The 17,712-nt window shown below is 57.2% G+C and carries 14 protein-coding genes and 1 other RNA gene; 6 read left to right on the forward strand and 9 right to left on the reverse strand.

From position 1 onward, the window contains the following. Positions 1 to 37 precede the first annotated feature (37 nt). From PWJ82_RS06460 to PWJ82_RS06485, 6 genes are all read right to left on the reverse strand, one after another. The gene (locus tag PWJ82_RS06460; protein ID WP_274735910.1) at positions 38 to 691 is read right to left on the reverse strand and encodes a PIN domain-containing protein; all 654 of its coding nucleotides are present in this window, start codon (positions 689 to 691) and stop codon (positions 38 to 40) included. A gap of 5 nt (positions 692 to 696) precedes the next feature. Then, positions 697 to 1,560 carry an ImmA/IrrE family metallo-endopeptidase gene (locus PWJ82_RS06465; RefSeq protein WP_274735912.1) on the reverse strand — a complete coding sequence of 288 codons (864 nt, stop codon included), beginning with the start codon at positions 1,558 to 1,560 and terminating at the stop codon, positions 697 to 699. Continuing rightward, positions 1,557 to 1,898 carry a helix-turn-helix domain-containing protein gene (locus PWJ82_RS06470; protein WP_274735913.1) on the reverse strand — a complete coding sequence of 114 codons (342 nt, stop codon included), beginning with the start codon at positions 1,896 to 1,898 and terminating at the stop codon, positions 1,557 to 1,559. The genes PWJ82_RS06465 and PWJ82_RS06470 overlap by 4 nt, the downstream gene beginning before the upstream one ends. 91 nt (positions 1,899 to 1,989) lie before the next feature. Further along, positions 1,990 to 2,364, reverse strand: a transfer-messenger RNA (tmRNA) gene (gene ssrA / locus PWJ82_RS06475). Positions 2,365 to 2,624: 260 nt separating this feature from the next. Then, on the reverse strand, positions 2,625 to 3,650 hold the full coding sequence (locus PWJ82_RS06480; RefSeq protein ID WP_274735914.1) for a hypothetical protein: 1,026 nt from the start codon (positions 3,648 to 3,650) through the stop codon (positions 2,625 to 2,627). 64 nt (positions 3,651 to 3,714) lie between these two features. Further along, entirely contained in the window at positions 3,715 to 4,761 is a 1,047-nt protein-coding gene (locus PWJ82_RS06485) for a hypothetical protein (protein ID WP_274735915.1), read from the reverse strand. A gap of 189 nt (positions 4,762 to 4,950) precedes the next feature. Between PWJ82_RS06485 and PWJ82_RS06490 the strand changes: the two genes are divergently transcribed. Both PWJ82_RS06490 and PWJ82_RS06495 read left to right on the forward strand, forming a co-directional pair. Further along, positions 4,951 to 6,147 carry a Cna B-type domain-containing protein gene (locus PWJ82_RS06490; RefSeq protein WP_274735916.1) on the forward strand — a complete coding sequence of 399 codons (1,197 nt, stop codon included), beginning with the start codon at positions 4,951 to 4,953 and terminating at the stop codon, positions 6,145 to 6,147. 268 nt (positions 6,148 to 6,415) lie between these two features. Further along, positions 6,416 to 7,492, forward strand: coding sequence for an inositol-3-phosphate synthase (locus PWJ82_RS06495; RefSeq protein ID WP_274735917.1), 1,077 nt, complete (start codon positions 6,416 to 6,418; stop codon positions 7,490 to 7,492). Between the two features lie 187 nt (positions 7,493 to 7,679). Here the strand turns inward: PWJ82_RS06495 and PWJ82_RS06500 are convergent, their stop codons facing one another. Beyond that, positions 7,680 to 8,084, reverse strand: a complete 405-nt coding sequence (locus tag PWJ82_RS06500; protein ID WP_274735918.1) for a DoxX family protein — start codon at positions 8,082 to 8,084, stop codon at positions 7,680 to 7,682. 489 nt (positions 8,085 to 8,573) lie between these two features. Here PWJ82_RS06500 and PWJ82_RS06505 point away from each other — a divergent pair, with 489 nt between their 5' ends. The 3 genes from PWJ82_RS06505 (at position 8,574) to PWJ82_RS06515 (ending at position 13,896) form a co-directional block, all read left to right on the forward strand. Further along, positions 8,574 to 11,303: an MSCRAMM family protein gene (locus PWJ82_RS06505; RefSeq protein WP_274735920.1), complete on the forward strand. Its 2,730-nt coding sequence runs from the start codon at positions 8,574 to 8,576 to the stop codon at positions 11,301 to 11,303. 128 nt (positions 11,304 to 11,431) lie between these two features. Continuing rightward, complete coding sequence (locus tag PWJ82_RS06510) at positions 11,432 to 12,907, forward strand: SpaH/EbpB family LPXTG-anchored major pilin (protein WP_274735921.1); 1,476 nt, start codon at positions 11,432 to 11,434, stop codon at positions 12,905 to 12,907. 86 nt (positions 12,908 to 12,993) lie between these two features. Further along, positions 12,994 to 13,896: a class C sortase gene (locus PWJ82_RS06515; RefSeq protein ID WP_274735922.1), complete on the forward strand. Its 903-nt coding sequence runs from the start codon at positions 12,994 to 12,996 to the stop codon at positions 13,894 to 13,896. A gap of 10 nt (positions 13,897 to 13,906) precedes the next feature. Here PWJ82_RS06515 and PWJ82_RS06520 read toward each other — a convergent pair whose 3' ends face one another. Both PWJ82_RS06520 and mprF read right to left on the reverse strand, forming a co-directional pair. Next, the gene (locus PWJ82_RS06520; RefSeq protein ID WP_274735923.1) at positions 13,907 to 14,374 is read right to left on the reverse strand and encodes a hypothetical protein; all 468 of its coding nucleotides are present in this window, start codon (positions 14,372 to 14,374) and stop codon (positions 13,907 to 13,909) included. Next, positions 14,374 to 17,082 carry a bifunctional lysylphosphatidylglycerol flippase/synthetase MprF gene (mprF, locus tag PWJ82_RS06525; RefSeq protein WP_274735924.1) on the reverse strand — a complete coding sequence of 903 codons (2,709 nt, stop codon included), beginning with the start codon at positions 17,080 to 17,082 and terminating at the stop codon, positions 14,374 to 14,376. Before mprF ends, PWJ82_RS06520 begins: the two co-directional genes overlap by 1 nt. A gap of 217 nt (positions 17,083 to 17,299) precedes the next feature. Between mprF and PWJ82_RS06530 the strand changes: the two genes are divergently transcribed. Beyond that, on the forward strand, positions 17,300 to 17,584 hold the full coding sequence (locus PWJ82_RS06530; protein WP_016442950.1) for an HU family DNA-binding protein: 285 nt from the start codon (positions 17,300 to 17,302) through the stop codon (positions 17,582 to 17,584). Positions 17,585 to 17,712 lie beyond the last annotated feature (128 nt).

The raw sequence follows: 17,712 nt of genomic DNA on the forward strand, positions 1-17,712 counted from the left end.
ACAAGGCGTGCAGGGCTGGCAGAAAGTACTGGGCGAGTTATCCCTTCACTACCCGGACCGATTCCCAACCAACTAAATAAAACCATTTACACAAAAAACTTGACAAGCCCACGTCTTTCGGTAGCGCTTCATCTAAAGACGCCATCGCATGGTATTTTTTGATGAATTCGGCACGATTCTTAAACCCGCCCCGTTCGATTGCCCACTGCAGAAGAGTGAGAGTGGTGGCATGTGCTATCGCACCGCCGGGCACATGGAGCCCCCGCTGATGCTGGATCATGAGCAAACGAGCCTGTTTCTTGATCAGGGCAGTTCCATTTTCCTCATCGCAAACAATGACAACTCTTTCCCCGGATCTCGCTAGAAGAACACCGTGTAAGATGGCCATATTCTCGCCCCTATCCTTCGTAAGGGAGTACATATCGTCAAACTCAACTCCCAGAACATCGCGACAACATTGCTGCAAATCCTCTGTTGGAGCATCCGAGATAATGCGTTTGAACCGTCCCGGAAATCTTGGCCATGTCTCAGCAGCTCGTATAAATTGAGGACGACGTTTCGGAGTGTCGTAGATTTCAAATTCCACAGCTGCCGGTACGTGCACTGGGTTACCACCCAGTGCTTTCACGAGCTGTGGTACACAATCTGTGGCGAAGAATTTAAAGATCGGCCCCGTGTCGAGAATATACATCGCAGCTATCCGCCCGTTGAGATCGCCAGCTCCCGAGTTGTGCGGCCTGATTCACCTGTCAAAAGGGCCAATTCCTCAGCACTTAGTTCCGCACCGGTATCGTGAGGGGCAGTAGCCGTAATATCCGGCGTCTCAACTGGAATGATTCCAGCTGCTCGCAACTCTTTGAGCAGAACGTGGTAATCATTTCTTCCTGTCAGGCGCGCTATAGCGGCTGGGCCAATGGCACCCCATCGATAGCCTTCAATCGCCCGAGCAAGAAGTTTCTGAGGAGCGCGCGGTTGTTGTGCCAGTGCAGCGAGGAGCTTGTATTCGGATAACCATCCAAATTGCGCGGCAAGTGAAGATGCGGGAATATCACTCCATTCTTCACATGTACTCTGGTCGATAACACCATTCTCACGAAGCTGAACGGCAGCGTCCGCCGGCGAAACCAGGTAGCTGTGAACAAGATCCGATAACACAGCTAGAGTGGGTTCGTTTCTCTGCGTGACATCAGCTATAGTTTCTGCTGGCATAAGGAAATGCCGAGCGAAAGCATCTGCCTGATCCTCCCGCGGAGTACCTGTGCCCCATTCCCGCGAAGCGCTCATGTGGCGGTCAAGATGCCCTAGCCACAGATGGCCAAGTTCATGAGCAAGCGTAGAACGTAGCTGCATGGGCTGATCCGTACAACCCACCGCAACAAGCCGCTTATTTTCCCAGTCCACCACCATCCCGTGCCCAGGTGCGGCACCAGCAACAAACGCGACACCAACGTTCATAACGCGTTCAAGTAGCTGGGTTACGCTGAGAATCGGGGCGGATCCTAAATCGTGTTCCTTGCGGAATTGCGCAGCGGCTTTCCGGGCGATTTCTTCGTTGCTCATGCCGCCTCCGGAATCCCAATATCGTCAAGGCGCCGGGCAAGACCAAGAGCGTAGACAAGGTAATCATAGAGACCCTCAGCGCCCGCGGTGTCCGTACGGCCGGCATAACAGACCTCACTCTGAATGGACTCCGTACCCCGCAAATGATCGACCAGAACTCCGCAGGCGTCAGCAATAAGGGAAAGCTCAATGAGAGTTGCCGGACGCTCGCCCGCTTCTATCCGGTGGATTGTGGATTGGGACAGGCCAGAACTTGCAGCTAAATCGCGCTGCGACATTCCCACGCACGCACGCGCGGCAGCGATGCGCTGGCCGATCCTAGTTTCACTAGCACTCATATTGAATCACTCTCCCCACAATTTGATTCTACAAGAACTTCCGTGCAAAAGTAAGCACCCGCGCCGGAAAACCGGAGCGGGTGCTCATCATAAGTGGAGATGCCGGGAATCGAACCCGGGTCCGACGATAGCCAAAGGAGTATTCTCCGGGCGCAGTTCGTTGATAGTTGTTTTCGGCTCCAGGGTTCCACACGAACCAGGCCCTGACGAACCTATCTATGTTGGTGTCGCGAGCACGCCCGTAGCAAACGTACTCACCAGTGGCTTTCTCAACGATGCTGAGGTCTAGGCGGAAAGCACACCTAGTTCAGCAGATTTCGCAGGTCGCTTAGCTTAGGCAGCGAGGGCGAAATCGGTGCTCTTGTTCTTGGCACCTATTGGTTTGCAGAGAGCGTTATCGAGGTGACTCTACATCCTCGGCCCGCTTCCCTCCGACTAACTACCGCCGTCGAAACCGATCATCCCCGTATGCTGTTATCAAACAGTTCCACCCGCTCGGCATTCAACGCCGGTAACGCGGTGGATTCACTAGTCTACAACGCGACCGCCGCGCGCGCTATTCCCGCTGCTATGTAAAGAGGTACGAATTCTATTTCGGAGTATGAATCTGTACCTATTTTTGAATTCTTGACGTCGATGTATTGGAGAGGGGAGCAGCTTTAGGTGGAGATGCCGGGAATCGAATCCAGGTCGGGCGCTAGCCACAGGAGTCTTCTCCGGCCGGCTTCACGCTTCCACCCACGCCTCATCCACATCCAGCACGAACCACCGATGAATACTGTCAATGAAGTGGATCGCAGAGCCGCGGGACCCTGCGGGGTAATAGGGGAGCACGGCATCGGCTGCATGTTGTACCTGGCAGCGGGTGATTTCGCGGTAGCCGTTGCTCGTATCCGCTAGCGCACAGATAGTTTCGTCATAATCACCGTAGGCCAGCACACGATTTCCCGAAACCGCCAAACCTCTCAGCCGCGGTATTTCCTTACGGGTATCAACAATTCGGGTAATCCGATCTCCCGTTATCGTAACCAGCGGGAAATCGGAGTAGGGGCAAATAATCGTCTGCTCATCGGTACAGTTCATGGCATAGCAATCAGCAATAAAGGTTAGGCGTGCCAGCTCCTCACCGAACTCCGGTTCCACATCGTGCCAGTCGGGGTACAGCCATTCCGCTTGCAGCTCGCTATTCCAGCGGCAGAGCCCGCAAAATCCAATCGCAAGGTTCTCCGCCTCCCCGCTGGCCTCTCCACGTACTCCGAAATCCCAGCCGAAGTTACCGAGAATTCCTTCATCGAAATAACTTGTCCAGATGGTTCCATCGCTGCGGGCCTGAACATCTTGGATGCCATCACCGAGTACCCCGGATCGCACCAGCTCCCCGTCCGCTGTATAGATGTAGGCGTTGTGTGTGGCTTCATGCCGGTCGCTGGACCACCGGCATCGCGCGCCGACGGCCAGGAAGGTACCGTCAGGCAAGTATTGGATATCGGGAACGGAAACGGGCAGATCGACGGGTGCCGATGCGATGCGCACTGTCCCGTCAGCATTATGCAGCGCGAAAATCGCATCCGCTTCTTCAGAAACGAAAACCCGCGGAAAATTCTCGTTACGTTCGAAGAAGCGCGCATATCCCTCTTCATCGCTCCAGATCACCACCGGTAACCCGTGATAACTAATGGAGGCTTGCACAAGAACAGCGCCCTTAACTGGCGGTTGCAGAGTTGCTTGGTACCGGGGCGTGATAACGCGCATTTCTTCGACCTTTCCCTCGCTTCACTTTTTCACGCTAAGGTACGACGACGCCGCACCGCTCATGCTACCCATCCGGCCACACATCGTTGATATCCAGGGTTATCCAGACGCCATTCTCATCAATATCGTGGATGGTAGGTCCAATGTAATTCGAGGACGAGGACGGGCTGGTATCGAATTCTTTCGGATAGCGTAGCTCACAGTTCTCAACTACTCGGTACCCGTCGCTTATATCAATGAGTGTGATGATCGGTTTACCACGCCAGGACCAAATAAGGACGCGGTCACCGGAGATTGCCACGCCGGGCACCCCTTTGAATTCTCCTTGGGTGTCAACGTATCTGGTGATTGCGTGATTCTCAATTGTAATGATGGAACACGATGTACTTGGGAGAACAACTGTCTGATCCACGTCAAAATTCATGGAGGACATGTGGAACATCGTTGCGTAGAAAGCGCCTCGATCACCGAATTGCGGGCGTAGTTCTTCCATGGTGGGATAAACCCATATCGGTTCCAGTTCACTATTCCAATGAATGAGTCCGGTGACCTCAATGGGTTCACGAGGGGGCAGGTTGGCGTCGTTGCTTGGAAATTGCGGAACCCAACCAAGATCTTCACCTATGCCTTCATCGAAGTAGCTGGTCCAGAAAGTTCCGTCGCCCAGCGCTTGAACCTCGTCTATCGCATCCCCAACAGTTCCGCTCCTGATCAACTTGCCCTCGAAGTTGTAGATGAAAGCATTGTGTCCGGCACGGTTCTCCTCTACAGACCACTCGCTTCGCCCTCCGACAATAAGAAAGGCTCCCGAAGGTAAGGATTGGATACTGGGGAAGCAAACAGGGAATCGAAAAATAGGTGTTTTCTGGATAATCTTGCCGTCGGCATTATGCCGCGTTAGCAGGGCATCAACGACTCCATCGATATATGCGTTGGCGGTACAACCGCCGTTTGACCGCCCAAAAAACTTACGCAAGTCCTCAGCCGTACTCCAGATCGCCACAGGTAATCCGTCATAGCTGACCGATGCATCCACGAGGGCCGTTCCAATAACCGGCGGTTCCAGCGTAGCTTGATATTTAGGCATGACGATGCGCATTTCTTGGGACATACCCCAGTTTCTCACAACCAGTTTTTCCGCGCCATCGTGGCATATGCGCTGGTGAGGGAAGTGGCTGCGTCGTCGTACTAGAGCCGTGGGACTTAGTTCCCGTAATGGCCGCGCACCGCATAAGCGATGATGAAACAAGCAGCCGCGCGAAAATACGAAAACACGCCTTTTCGCGGCCGGAATGCGGCGATGAAGACGTCGCGCGCACCGGGCGTGGCTGAGCCGATGGAGGGAGGAAATATGACGCATCTACGTAAACTCGGCGCGATGGCCGTTGCGCTTCTGCTGGGCTTGCTGGGCATCACAGCTTACTCGCAGGCCCAACCGGTCGATAGCCCGGCCGCGCGGATAGCTTGCCCGGCTGAGGAACACCCAGATTTCATCACCTTGGAACTGTGGGGGACCCAGTACACTCGCGATGCGGAAGGTAACCTGCAAAAGGAATTACCCAAGGAAACCATCAAATACGCAGTGTTCAAGGTGTACCAGGATCGCAGCGAGCAGCTCTGGATCAATCCACGCTATGAAGCCAGCAAGCATGAATACGAGGTCGTTAATTACCCCTCAACGGTCGATGAGTGGAATTTTACGTTCAGTGTCCCCAGGTATGAACTTGCCGGCCCTACCTGGACCGATAATGAAGTCGAATATAACATCACCGAAATTCCTACCCCCGGGTACCGCAGCGATGTTGACCTGAATCCGGATGGTACATTCCGGTTCACCAATACCTTGGCTACGGATGTCTCGGCAACGAAGGCGTGGCAGGATGACGATAACGCTAAGCAGACACGCCCGGAGAACATCACTTTCGTGCTGCTGGGGGACGGTAAGGAAGTTGCTCGCAAGACTGTTGGCGCGGCGGAAGGCTGGAAGGCAACCTTTGCTGACGTGGACAAGTGCGCGGAAGGCTACCTCATCAACTACACGATTGTGGAGGATTCTGTTGACGGGTATACCTCGACTGTGACCGGTGATATGACGGACGGATTCGTGGTGACGAACTCTATCGTGCCGCCGCCCACGCCAACGCCGACTCCAACTCCCACGGAGTCGGAGACCCCGGAACCAACGCCCTCGTGTTCGGAAACTCCGGAACCCACACCGACTCCCTCCGATACGCCAACACCAACCGCAACTCCTACGGAAACGCCCACGCCGACCGTGCCGGCAACCCAGCCGCCGGCGCCTTCGGTTACGCCGACTCCGTCGGTTCCGGCAACAACACCGCCGGTTCCCTCGCAAACTCCCACGCCTACAACCACACCTACACCTCGGGAGCAGCTCGTGAAAACGGGAACTTCTATGGCCGGCCCAGCCCTGACGCTGGCGGGTATCGCGTGCCTGGGAGCGGGAGGAGTGATGGTGGTACGACGGCGCAGCTAAGCACCTTGTACTCGACACATTAATGTGACTCATTGTGGGGCGGCGACGCCATAAAGTCGCCGCCCCATACCACTGCGCCCGCCAATTTCGGTGCGGCATTCGACCATCTCGACCCGTAAGGTCTCTTCACAAACGAACTTTTTAGTGACATAGTGGCTTGGTGATGGGGGCGCAGGTGCCCCGTTCAGTCTCGCTCACCGCGGCACCCGCCGCATCGATGACTGAAAAAACAATCACGTTTCATCAATAACTACAAAGGAGTAACCGTATGTCGATTCGCGTTGCCATTGTGGGAGTAGGTAATTGTGCGTCCTCGCTGGTGCAGGGCGTGACCTACTACCACGGCGCATCTGAAAGCGAAACGGTCCCGGGCCTGATGCATGTGGTATTTGGCGATTACCATATCCGCGATATTGAGTTCGTTGCGGCCTTCGACGTCGATGCCAAGAAAGTCGGCGCCGACCTGGCCACCGCGATCAACGCCAGCGAAAATAACACAATTAAAATCTGCGATGTGGCACCCACCGGAGTGGAGGTGCTGCGCGGCCCCACCCTGGATGGCCTGGGGGAGTACTACCGCGCCACCATTACCGAATCCGATGCCGAACCCGTTGATGTGGTGGCCGCGCTCAAGGAAGCACGGGCCGATGTGCTGGTCTCCTACCTCCCGGTCGGCTCCGAAGAAGCCGCAAAGTTCTACGCGCAGGCCGCCGTTGATGCCGGCGTGGCCATGATTAATTGCATGCCGGTGTTCATTGCCTCCAACCCAGAGTGGGCCCAGAAGTTTACGGACGCGGGCGTGCCAATTGTGGGTGACGATATTAAGAGCCAGATCGGTGCGACTATCACCCACCGGGTACTCGCTCGCCTTTTCGAAGAGCGTGGGATTTCTCTTGATCATACGTACCAGCTCAACGTGGGCGGCAATATGGACTTCAAGAATATGTTGCAACGTTCGCGCCTGGAATCGAAGAAAATTTCTAAAACCCAGGCCGTCACCAGCAATATCACCCAGCAGCTCGACCCGCATGATATCCACGTGGGTCCCTCGGATTGGGTTCCGTGGCTCGAGGATCGCAAATTTGCTTTCGTGCGCCTGGAAGGGCGTAACTTCGGCGATATCCCTGTCAAACTGGAATACAAGCTCGAGGTCTGGGACTCCCCGAACTCCGCCGGCGTGGTCATCGACGCGATCCGCGCCGCCAAGATCGCCCTTGATCGCGGTATCGGTGGCCCGCTGCTTTCCGCCAGTGCCTATTTCATGAAGTCGCCGGCGCAGCAGCGCCCCGATGAAGAAGCTCGCGCGGCGGTGGAGGCTTTCATCCGCGGGGAAGTGGAGCGTTAAGCCCCGCCTCGGAATAGCTGGTACTCGGCTCAATAAACGTGGCGGCCGTTTCCCCGCGGGGAGCGGCCGCCACCGTTGTGTGCCGCTGTGTAACGATTTTTGCCGAGCTTGCGTCTGTACAGGTGGGTACGACGGCGCAGCTCACCGGCCCAAAGCTACCCGAGCCAGCATCGGTGTTCTATCGGGTTTATGCTCCCGTATCTGCCTTCGCGTCGGCTTCCACCTCAGCGTCAGCCATTTTCATGACATTCCGTCCTTGCTTAATGAGCAGGGCTTGGAGGGGGAGCCGTCCGTAAGCAATAGCCTTGAGCGGCCAGGGCTGATTCCGCCACTGGTAAGCCATGTAGATATTCGCTGGGAAAACGGCGAGGAATAGTGCGATGGCAGCCGCACCACCGAGCTTGCGGGTGCGGCGGTGTGCAATAAGCCCGGCCGTCATCAATTCCGCTACCCCGGAGGCGAGGGTATATGCCCGCGGTTCGCCGGGAAGCTGGGGTGGGATGATGGAATCGAAGGGCTCGGGAGCGATGAAATGCAGCGCTCCCATGGTGGTGAGGAGCCCGGTAAGAAGCTGCGGATCTTTGCGTGACATAACTTGATCGTAAACCCGGTCGTGGACTCGTTCAACTACTCCCGGAGTGTGCCCAGTGGATGAACACCGACTATCGTGCCAAATTTGTCACTAGACAACCATGGACATATTACGTACTTTTCGTCAATTATCGTGTGGCGCTCGCAACATAAAATTCTTTACTAATCGGTGAAACTTTATTTGAGATCAACGATTTTAGGTCAAGGGTCCTAGAATTTGCCGTGCTACGGTACTGTGAAAAATGCGGGGGGGGGGGTGCCATTTCTGGGGATTTTTGCGCCATAGTATGCCAATTTGCCGAGTGTAAAGATTTGCAAAAAATTTTCAGGCTGAAAGCTGTCTGGGAACTTTGGCGGATATGAATCACGTTTCGACCTACTGGACAGTAGGTATTCATTCCCGTAGCTTATTAAGCCGATTGATAACTATTAGTTATACGGCGGGCCGATAAACCACTTCTGGTGATCGAACCTTCGTGTAATGGACAGGATGAGCGTGAATTTTCGGGCGATACCGGCAACGGTTGCGACGATCGTGGCCGCACTCATGACCAGCCACGCCACGGGTGTCCCTTTTTCGGGTACCCCGGCACCTCATCCCACCCCTGGTGTTACCACCGTTCAAGATGCCAGCGACCAGGCCGCCTCGGAAGCTCCGGAGCCTGGCACTGGTGCCACGGATCCTGAGCAGCCCGAGCCCGTCAGCCCGGTGGCGCCGTCGCCCAGCGCTGAAGAAGGCACGGCAGAAGCGGAAACGGCAGAAGGAACAGACGGCACCACCGAACCTACCCCGGTACCGGATACCGATAAGGAAGCCGCGGAAACCGCCGAGGGCGCCACTCCGCTGGATCGGGCGCAGAAGAGCTGGCGCGAGCAGCTCGGAATTCTTGAGCAGCCGGAAGTTGCCCCGCGGGACGGCTCCGCCAGTCTGCTGGCTGCGCCTCCGAATCGCTTCGCCCCGCGTAATGTGCGGCCAACCTCAATGCAGCAGTGCTCCGGCCGGGGTTTTTACTCCATGAGCTCAGGTAAGGGTGAAATTAACCTTCTTACTGTCAAGCCGAACGGAAGTCTTGGTTCCGAACCTGTCGGGCGCGTGGAATGGAGAAAGGACTGGACCGCTGGTCCGAAAAAGGTCGGTTACGACGCGCTGGCGATTGCCGCGGATGGGTCCATGTGGCACACCGAGTTACGCGGAGAAACTACACCCGGAGCTAGCCCGGAAACCTGGATTGCTCACGGGCGTATCAGCAATACCGGAGATAAGGGATACGAATCCCTCGAGAGGTACAAAGTGCTGTCGCCGGAGATGCCGATCAAGGGTGGAACGATGTCTCCGGGCCCGGATGGTAAATACTTTATGGTCGGTGACGCGGGTAAGGCGAAGCCTGGGAGGCCGAATGATCCTTACACCTCCAAGCGTAAGCTTGTGGTGTTCGATCCGGTCACGAAAAACTTGGTGCCCCTCGGCTACCTGGAGACCACCAGCCTGTCCTCTGCCATTTTCTCTGATCTTATTTTCGATAAAGAAGGCAATCTTTATCTACTCTCCGGTTCTTCCGAGGGCCGTAAAAATAACCAGGGTCTTGATTTTTCGGGTCTCAGCCAGATGCGCATTGACCGTATTGATGCGGCAGATCTCGAGAATGCATATAACCAGGCGATCGAGAACAGGCAGTACGCAAGCCCGAGTGGCTCAAGCACGAACCCGGTGATCAATCTGGGCACGATCCGGAATCGGAATTTACCTAAGCTCCCGAGCACGCTGATTCGCGCATTCTTCATGAACCTTCGAATGTTCGAGCCGGATGGTCTGGCAGCCGGTCCGAATGGGTTGTTTTATATCTCGGGCCGTTATACCGGTCAGCACGGGAACCTGCAGCCGGGACAGGCAGGTCTTCCTCAAGCTCGGGTTTACGAAGTCGATATTATTTCCGGTCAGGTGAGGAACAACGGAAATCCGGTCTTCCAGGTGCCCAAGGCACCCACTGACCCGAACGGGCAGTGGGCGGATCAGGCGATTGCCGATACTGAAGGATGCGCGGAGCTGCCTACCATCAGCGCGGAGAAGAACATCACCAAGCGCTTGAATGACCGCGACCAGTTCACGGTGACCGTGTCTGAGAAGAATCCGGGTACGAATCCGCTGGGCGGCGCCCCGTATACCGAATCTGTTACGACGACGGGCCAAGCCGATGGTCCCCAAACGCCGACGCGCAAGATGCTGCGTGGCCGGGATCGCGTGTATGTGCTCAAGGAGCAGATGGCCGGCGGTTCAGCGTCGTCGCTCAGTGACTACAACAAAGTGTGGAGCTGCACGGACAAGCTGGGGCGGAATGTTCAGGTGCGCGGGCAGCGCGAAGAGGGCGGTGCTTTCCTCGGGGAAGTGACCTCGCCCGCTGTGAACGGGAATCTCACGTGTTCGGTGTTGAATAGCCCGAAGGTGACGTCTTTGACCGTGGAGAAGCGCGATAGCGACTGGAATGATCCGCTGCCCGGAGCCGTTTTCGACCTGTGCGAGGATACCAACGGGAACGGACGTTGCGATGCCGGCGAGCCGCGTCAAGGCGAGCGCACCACGGACGGATACGGTCGGGCTAGGTGGGACAATGTGCTCATTGGCAGGCGCTACGTGGTGGATGAAAAGTCTGCGCCGCGCGGGTACCGGCCCGCTGGCGCGCCGCAGGTAGTAACGACGGCGCAGCAGAATCCGCCGGTCATCATTAAGAATGATCGCGTGCGTGGCACCATCGTCTGGGAAAAGAAGGAAACCGGGTCGGAGAAATTCCTCAAGGGATCCGTGTGGACGGTGCGCGATCAGCATGGGCGGCCTTTCGAGGTAAGCGATTGCGTGGGGGAGAACGCGCAGGCGTGCCCGGCTACGAAGCTCTGGCAGGATAAGGATCCTCGCCCGGGTAAGTTGCGCCTGGAAAACGTTCCCTGGGGTACCTACACTCTGGAAGAAAAGACTGCGCCGCTGGGCTATGTGAAGTCCACCGAGGTGAAAACCGTGGAGGTGGGCGCCACGACCGTCACGAATGATCGTAACGAACCCGTGGAACTGAATCTCGGCGTGATTTATAACAAGCTTCGTGAGGCACCGCCGCTCCCACTCACCGGTGGGTGGAGCGAGGACGCGTTCCGCACGGCAGGCTTCGCGGTGCTCGGGGGAGCTGTGCTCCTGGTGAGTATCGTGATGATCAGACGGCGAAACCGGGGGTGAGCGTGGAATAAAGGCTCAGCCACTGAGAACTGTGCACGTAAAACTGCGCAGCTAACGCCGCCCTTCGGGCAAAAATAACCACACAACTAATTGAAGCAATATGTGCTGCAATCACGGAGAGGACTACCATGCAGCTGAAGAAATCTATCCGCGCGGTGCTCGCCGCCCTGATCACCGCCCTGCTGGGCGCCGCTGGTCTGGTGCTCGCACCCGGGGCCCACGCTGTGCCCAACGCCGATACGCTCGGCAATCCGAACCTTGAGAAGACAGGCTCCATCACGGTTCACAAGTACAAGAACCCGGCCTGGGACAAGCCGAATAACGGCCGCGAGATCACGGATGTTCCGCAGGGTGCAGAAGCTCTCGACGGTGTCGAGTTCATCATTCAGCAGGTGCAGGGGATTGACCTGACCAAGCCAGAAGACTGGGGAAAGATCTCGAAGCTGAAGTACAACGCTGCCACATCGCAGGCAACCGTCGATAATCAGCAGCTTACTCTGGGCGCTCCGACAAGCCAGAAGACCGAGAATGGTGGAAAGACCGTCTTTGCGAATCTCGCTGCTGGAGTTTACCTTGTGCGTGAAGGTGACACCGGTACTCACAACGTCACCGAAAAGGCTCAGCCCTTCTTCGTCTCCATCCCCTTCCCCTCGAAGGTAAACGATAAGGCTGAGTGGATCTACGACATTCACGCTTACCCGAAGAACACCATTGCAGATGATGGTACCAAGAAGCTGAAGGATACTGATTCCCGCAAGGTTGGCGACAACGTTAAGTGGGATATTCAGTACCAGATTCCTGCTTTGGCAAAGGACCAGACTTACAAGAAGATCGGTATGGAGGATAACCTCGATCAGCACCTCAAGTATGTTGGTGCTACGGTCTCACTCGATAACACCGTTCTTACCGCTACGACTGATTATACGATCACCGTTGCTCCTGAAACTAAAGAGGCCAACGATGTGACTACCCGCCAAAAGGTGACAGTGCAGCTTACCGATGCTGGTCTTAAGAAGGTGCAGGCTGGGCAGCAATTCAAGGTTGAACTCACCACTCAGATCACGGGGCTCCCGAACAATGGTGAAATCCCTAACTCCTTCGGTCCCATCGTGAATGACTACAATCCCGGCGTGGATAAGACGCGTTCGGATCGTCCGGTTAAGCTCGGTGAGCTCCTCGTCCTGAAGCGTGATAAGGACAATCAGAAGCCTCTGAAGGGTGCGGAGTTCGAAGTATTCGGTTCTGAGCAGGATGCGAATGCTGGAACTAATCCTATTGCTTCTGCGACATCGGATGATGAAGGCAAGGTTCGTTTCCCGGGCCTGGTACTTGGCGATGCCGAGCAGAAGGACTTCTTCCTCAAGGAAAAGAAGGCTCCTGCTGGTTACGTGATTAGCACCGAAGTCAAGCGAGTTACAGTTCAGAAGGGCGTTGCTACAAATGTTCTTTTGAACATCGACAACACCAAGCATGATGGTCCGAACCTGCCGCTGACCGGTGCTGCCGGCCAGCTCATGCTCACCCTCGGTGGCCTCGCGCTGCTGGGTGCTGCTGGTGGCTTGACCGTCGCTCAGGTTCGCCGCAATCGTGCGGTGAACGCCTAAGCACAGAACTGACCGCGTAACACTCGCGGCCTACCGAACGGGTGGGGAGGTGCCATCTGGTACCTCCCCACCCGGGTCTGTATCTCATGAAGAAAAACCTGCTGCTGCCCTACCTCATCGGGCTCCTCGTTATCCTCGGCCTCACCCTACTGGTGTACCCGCACGCCGCCGCCTGGCTCTCCCAATACGAGCAATCCAAAGTTACCGGCGCCTACTCCGAACAAATCGCCACCGCCCAGCCTGATAAAGATACCCAGCTAGCCGCCGCGCACGCCTATAACGAAGCATTCAACGCCGGCGCAATCTTGGAAGCCAATGAACGGAAAGCCACCGGCACCGGCGACACCACCGCAGCGGACGGCATCTGGCCGTACGAAAAAATTCTTGCCGCCGACTCCGAAGGCCTCATGGCCCGGCTCCGCATCCCCACTATTGACGTTGACCTACCCGTCTACCACGGTACTTCAGATGAAGTACTCAACCGTGCGGCCGGCCACCTGGAAGGCACCTCGCTGCCGGTGGGCGGGCCGAGCACCCGCGCCGTTATCACCGCGCACCGCGGCCTCGCCAACGCCCGTATGTTCACCGACCTCAACAAAGTTAACGTGGGGGATACCTTCACCATCGAAGTGTTCGGTGATGTACTCACCTACCGCGTGCGGGATACCAAAGTAGTAGCCCCGGAAGATACCGATACCCTACGGGTAGAAGAAGGCAAAGACCTCGTCACCCTGGTGACCTGCACCCCGCTCGGCATTAACTCCCATCGCATCCTGGTCACGGGCGAGCGCATTATTCCCACGCCGGTGGAAGACGTGAAAGCCGCGAATAAGCCCTCCGATCTCCCGCGCTTCCCGTGGTTCGCTATTGCCTACGGAGCGGGGGTACTGGGCACCATCGGGGTGCTCGCGCGCATGACGTGGAAAGAACGCCGCCGCTCCCGCAAAGCAGCAACGGGTCAGAATGCAGTAGCCGCCCAGGAAGAATAGCTCGTGCTATTCAGGCAAGTTCTTCTTCGCGTAAGAATGCATCTTGCCCGAGGGTGAAGCGGCGCTTGGTTACGGGCGCGGGTGGCGTGGGAAGTGCAATCGCCTCAAGATCTGCATCTGTCACGCGGACAAGGAGCTGGCCTACACGCTCATCTACCAGGTAAAAAGCGCGCGGTGCCTTTTCCTTGAACCAGATCCGGAAGAGGTCAAGGTCGAAAATGCTAGCAATAAAAGCAGTAATTCCCTTGAGCGCATTCCGGCGCGGGCGCGCGTGAAGGTGCCAAATTCGCGCCTGAGGGAAAAGACCACGTACTTGTGTATCGGCGGCCTTTCGCTGGGCTTCTTTCAGCTCAAATTCCCGTGGCGGCGACGCGTTGAGGAAGGCACTAGTAGCATTCTGGGTGGGCTCGCGCAGCACCACCGTGCCGAATTCATCCATCGGCGTCTCCGGATTGCGCATCGAGGGGCGCTTGGCCATCAGGCACCTTCCTTTCCAGCCGCACTGGCAGCCGTAGTATCAGCTGCCGGAACGGCAGCTGCGGCGTCGTCGCCCCCATTAGGGCAGGGCGCAGGCAGGCTCCATTGCAACGGAATTGCCCCGCGGCTGCGATCCGGATGCTGGATGACGTCGAGGAGTCCCAGGATGGTGGGGGTGAGCGCCGTCGTGCCGGTATACGCAAGATAGCGGGACTGCCAGCGCGGCTTGAACTTTTCCTTGTAGGAACGCAAGCCCTTGAAATTGTAGAGACGGTCGCCGAAATCGTAGATTACGCGCACCACCTTTTCACGCGCCCGCGAAAAGCGCGTGGTACCCGTATTGGACATGGGCGCCATCCCCAGGTTCACGTGGGTGTACCCGTTTTCTTTTGCCCATTCAATAAGGGAAACGAAAATACCATCCATGGTGCCGCCCGGGGCGTCCGGGCGGATGCGCATAAGGTCCACGGAAGCGACCCCCGGGGCCATCGGCATGAGGCTTGCGAAACCTTCGATACGTTCCTCTCCGCGCACCAGCAGCACCGGGGTGCGGCCAATATAGGAGGCGTCGAAGAAACCGAGGGAGAAGCCCATTTCCGAACGTTTGCCCAGCCACGCGTCCGAAACCTCGCGCAGTTCCTCAATGAATTCGGGAGGGTAGGGCGGGAAATGCACTTCGAAATGCGTGCCCTTCTCACCCATGCGGTTACGCATACGCCGGAAAACTTTGCCCTTATTCCCCACATTGGAATACGTGGCCAGATCCACGGTGGCATCCTCCCCGATTTTCACGAAGGAGAAACCGATATTTGCGCAGGCGCCCAGGTAGATATCCGCAATCTCATAAATCGCGACCGAACAGCCGTGCTCATCGGCGTAGGTGACGAATTCCTCGAAAAGCTCCTCGAAAGCAGCTTCATCCCCGAACGGATCGCCGAGCACCAGCATGGAGGAACGGTAGGGCCGGTAGAGCAGCGCGGCACGCCCGTTAGAAGAATAAAAGACCTGCTTATCACCCAGGTAGAAAAGATGGGTGAAAGCGTTGCCGGCATTGTGCTGGCGCAGGAACGTTTCGAACCGCTGCACATCATCCGGGGTGGGTAGCTCGAAATGCGGGGCACGGGACCGCGAGAAAAGTAACGCGAGGGAAATAAGGGAAACGAAGCAGATCATGCTCAGCCCGGTGAGGAGCGCATGGGCCGTGGGGTACACGTGCGCCTGCGGGGCTCCGTGGATCCAGCGCCAGGCAAAAATCCCCAGCGGGATCCCCACCGCGATAACCGCGGAAAACGCGAAAGAAGGCCACTCGAAGGGGAGGGGTTCACGGTTGAAAGCCCCGCGCGCCAGGTAGAGCAGAATCGAGAACAGAATAATGACGATAATCGCGCCGGTATCCAGCCCGCGCGCCACCGAGGCCACCGCGGCCACACCCAGCAGAATCAAAATAATGGGGAAGACACGGCTGACCCGCTGGCGCACCCCGCGCGCCAAAATAAGCAACATAATCCCCACCAGCAGCGAGACAATACGCGAGGAGCGAATCATTTCGTGAGGGAGGAATACATGCAGCAGCGCCACCCGCGCGTAAAAGGAAGGCGCGAAAGCATTGACGATGGAGAAAATCCCCAAGATCACCACGCCGGTGGACAGCGCATTAATGAGCCAGCGTTCACGCTTATCCCGATCCTCCAGGCCCAGGCGCGGGTAGGCGTATTCGGCCAGCCAGTACACGGTGGCCGCCAGCCACGGTAGCGCGTAATAAGTAACGCGGTAAACAATAATCGCGAGCACCAGAGTGGAGGAATCAAAACCGAGGTGCTGGAAGAAGACGATAACGGTGAGATCGAAAGTTCCCAGGCCCGCCGGGATGAAGCTGAGCAGGCCCACCAGGGTGGCAGTGGCGTATACAAACACCGCCTGCACGAAGGAAACCTCACCCAGGAAGGTGCGTACGCAAATCCAGAAGAACACCGCCGCGGCCAGCCAATCAGCAACAGAGGCGAAAAGCATCTGGAGTTTTTGCCGGAAATTCTGGGTGCCAATCGCGGTGTTGCGCAGGTCAATCTTCCAGAAATGGACCTTGCCGGCCAGGAAATACACGGGGATATACAGGCAGGCCACCACCGGTACCACCAGGAAACGCCCGTCGTAGCGGAAAGCGAAAGGCAGGGTGGCCAGCAGCATGGCGAAAAGCCCGAGCAGATTCGCGGCCCATACCGCAACGCTCGCATCCACGGCGGCTTTGGTGGAGGCTCCGGCCCGCTTGTAGTAGCGCGAGCGAATCGCCCCGCCGGTTAGCCCACCCAGGCCGGCAAAATTGTTGAACGCCTGGGCGATCCACCCGATTTTCGCTGCCGTTCCCACCGGGATCTCTACCCCGAAATGCCGCGAGGCGAAAATGTCATAAATACCGGTGGCGGTAAAGGCGAGGAAACCGAGAGCCACGAGTTCCACGAGGACTATCGGCGGTGTCTCGCTGAGCACCCGCGCCATGTGCTCCCCGCTCAACTCCTGGAGTTGGGTACGAGCCACGGCCGCCACCCCGGCGATCACCAGCACATAGAAAGTGATTTTGAAGGGGCGGGGATGGGAGCGGATGAAAGCGACAAGTCGCGACACCGGGGAACCTTTCTTCGACGACGACGCCCGGGCCCGCGCGCTCGCTTTCGCGGCGCTGGCCGGCCCCGGGGCATCCTGAACCTTACTCATTATGCCCTTAAGCCGGGCCTTCGCGCCGGTAAACGGGGGCGCTGCGGGCGCGCAAATCCTGTGACAACTGTGGAAATTGGTGGGAGTTGTGATGTATGTCTTAACCGACACGCGGTGATTTCGCAGAAAATTCTCACTTTGGCGCCAGTTTCCGCTACATTTTTGCTTAGTGGTTCTTATGAGCCATGTACCTGAACAGATATCGAGAGGTATTTTCATGTCCGTTAACCGCACAGAGCTCATTGCAGCTATCGCCGACCGTTCCGGCCTGTCCAAGTCCGATGCCGACAAGGCGATCGCCGCGCTCCAGGAAGTGCTCGTCGATTCGCTTTCCAAGGGCGAAGCCGTGAAGATCACCGGCCTGCTCTCCGTGGAGCGCACCGAGCGCGCCGCCCGCAAGGGCCGCAACCCCCGCACCGGTGACGAGATCGAAATTCCCGCCGGTTACGGCGTGAAGATCTCGGCTGGCTCCAACCTCAAGAAGGCTGTGTCCAACAAGTAAGGTCACTGGTTGTCCAGTATCGCCTCCTCGGTTCGTTCCGGGGAGGCGATTCTTGTGTGTGCTGAGGTGAGGTACGACGGCGCCGCCGGGCTGCTGTCCACTCTCGCTTTCTAGGTGACGTGTTCGGG

It is taken from the genome of Actinotignum schaalii, assembly GCF_028864145.1.
GTDB classification, from domain to species: domain Bacteria; phylum Actinomycetota; class Actinomycetes; order Actinomycetales; family Actinomycetaceae; genus Actinotignum; species Actinotignum schaalii_B.

Bases quoted from the DNA above. Each gene is read 5' to 3' on its own strand.
- PWJ82_RS06460 (WP_274735910.1), bottom strand. From the start codon at position 691: ATGTATATTCTCGACACGGGGCCGATCTTTAAATTCTTCGCCACAGAT.
- PWJ82_RS06465 (WP_274735912.1), bottom strand. From the start codon at position 1,560: ATGAGCAACGAAGAAATCGCCCGGAAAGCCGCTGCGCAATTCCGCAAG.
- PWJ82_RS06470 (WP_274735913.1), bottom strand. From the start codon at position 1,898: ATGAGTGCTAGTGAAACTAGGATCGGCCAGCGCATCGCTGCCGCGCGT.
- PWJ82_RS06480 (WP_274735914.1), bottom strand. From the start codon at position 3,650: ATGCGCGTTATCACGCCCCGGTACCAAGCAACTCTGCAACCGCCAGTT.
- PWJ82_RS06485 (WP_274735915.1), bottom strand. From the start codon at position 4,761: ATGTCCCAAGAAATGCGCATCGTCATGCCTAAATATCAAGCTACGCTG.
- PWJ82_RS06490 (WP_274735916.1), top strand. From the start codon at position 4,951: ATGAAGACGTCGCGCGCACCGGGCGTGGCTGAGCCGATGGAGGGAGGA.
- PWJ82_RS06495 (WP_274735917.1), top strand. From the start codon at position 6,416: ATGTCGATTCGCGTTGCCATTGTGGGAGTAGGTAATTGTGCGTCCTCG.
- PWJ82_RS06500 (WP_274735918.1), bottom strand. From the start codon at position 8,084: ATGTCACGCAAAGATCCGCAGCTTCTTACCGGGCTCCTCACCACCATG.
- PWJ82_RS06505 (WP_274735920.1), top strand. From the start codon at position 8,574: ATGAGCGTGAATTTTCGGGCGATACCGGCAACGGTTGCGACGATCGTG.
- PWJ82_RS06510 (WP_274735921.1), top strand. From the start codon at position 11,432: ATGCAGCTGAAGAAATCTATCCGCGCGGTGCTCGCCGCCCTGATCACC.
- PWJ82_RS06515 (WP_274735922.1), top strand. From the start codon at position 12,994: ATGAAGAAAAACCTGCTGCTGCCCTACCTCATCGGGCTCCTCGTTATC.
- PWJ82_RS06520 (WP_274735923.1), bottom strand. From the start codon at position 14,374: ATGGCCAAGCGCCCCTCGATGCGCAATCCGGAGACGCCGATGGATGAA.
- mprF (WP_274735924.1), bottom strand. From the start codon at position 17,082: ATGAGTAAGGTTCAGGATGCCCCGGGGCCGGCCAGCGCCGCGAAAGCG.
- PWJ82_RS06530 (WP_016442950.1), top strand. From the start codon at position 17,300: ATGTCCGTTAACCGCACAGAGCTCATTGCAGCTATCGCCGACCGTTCC.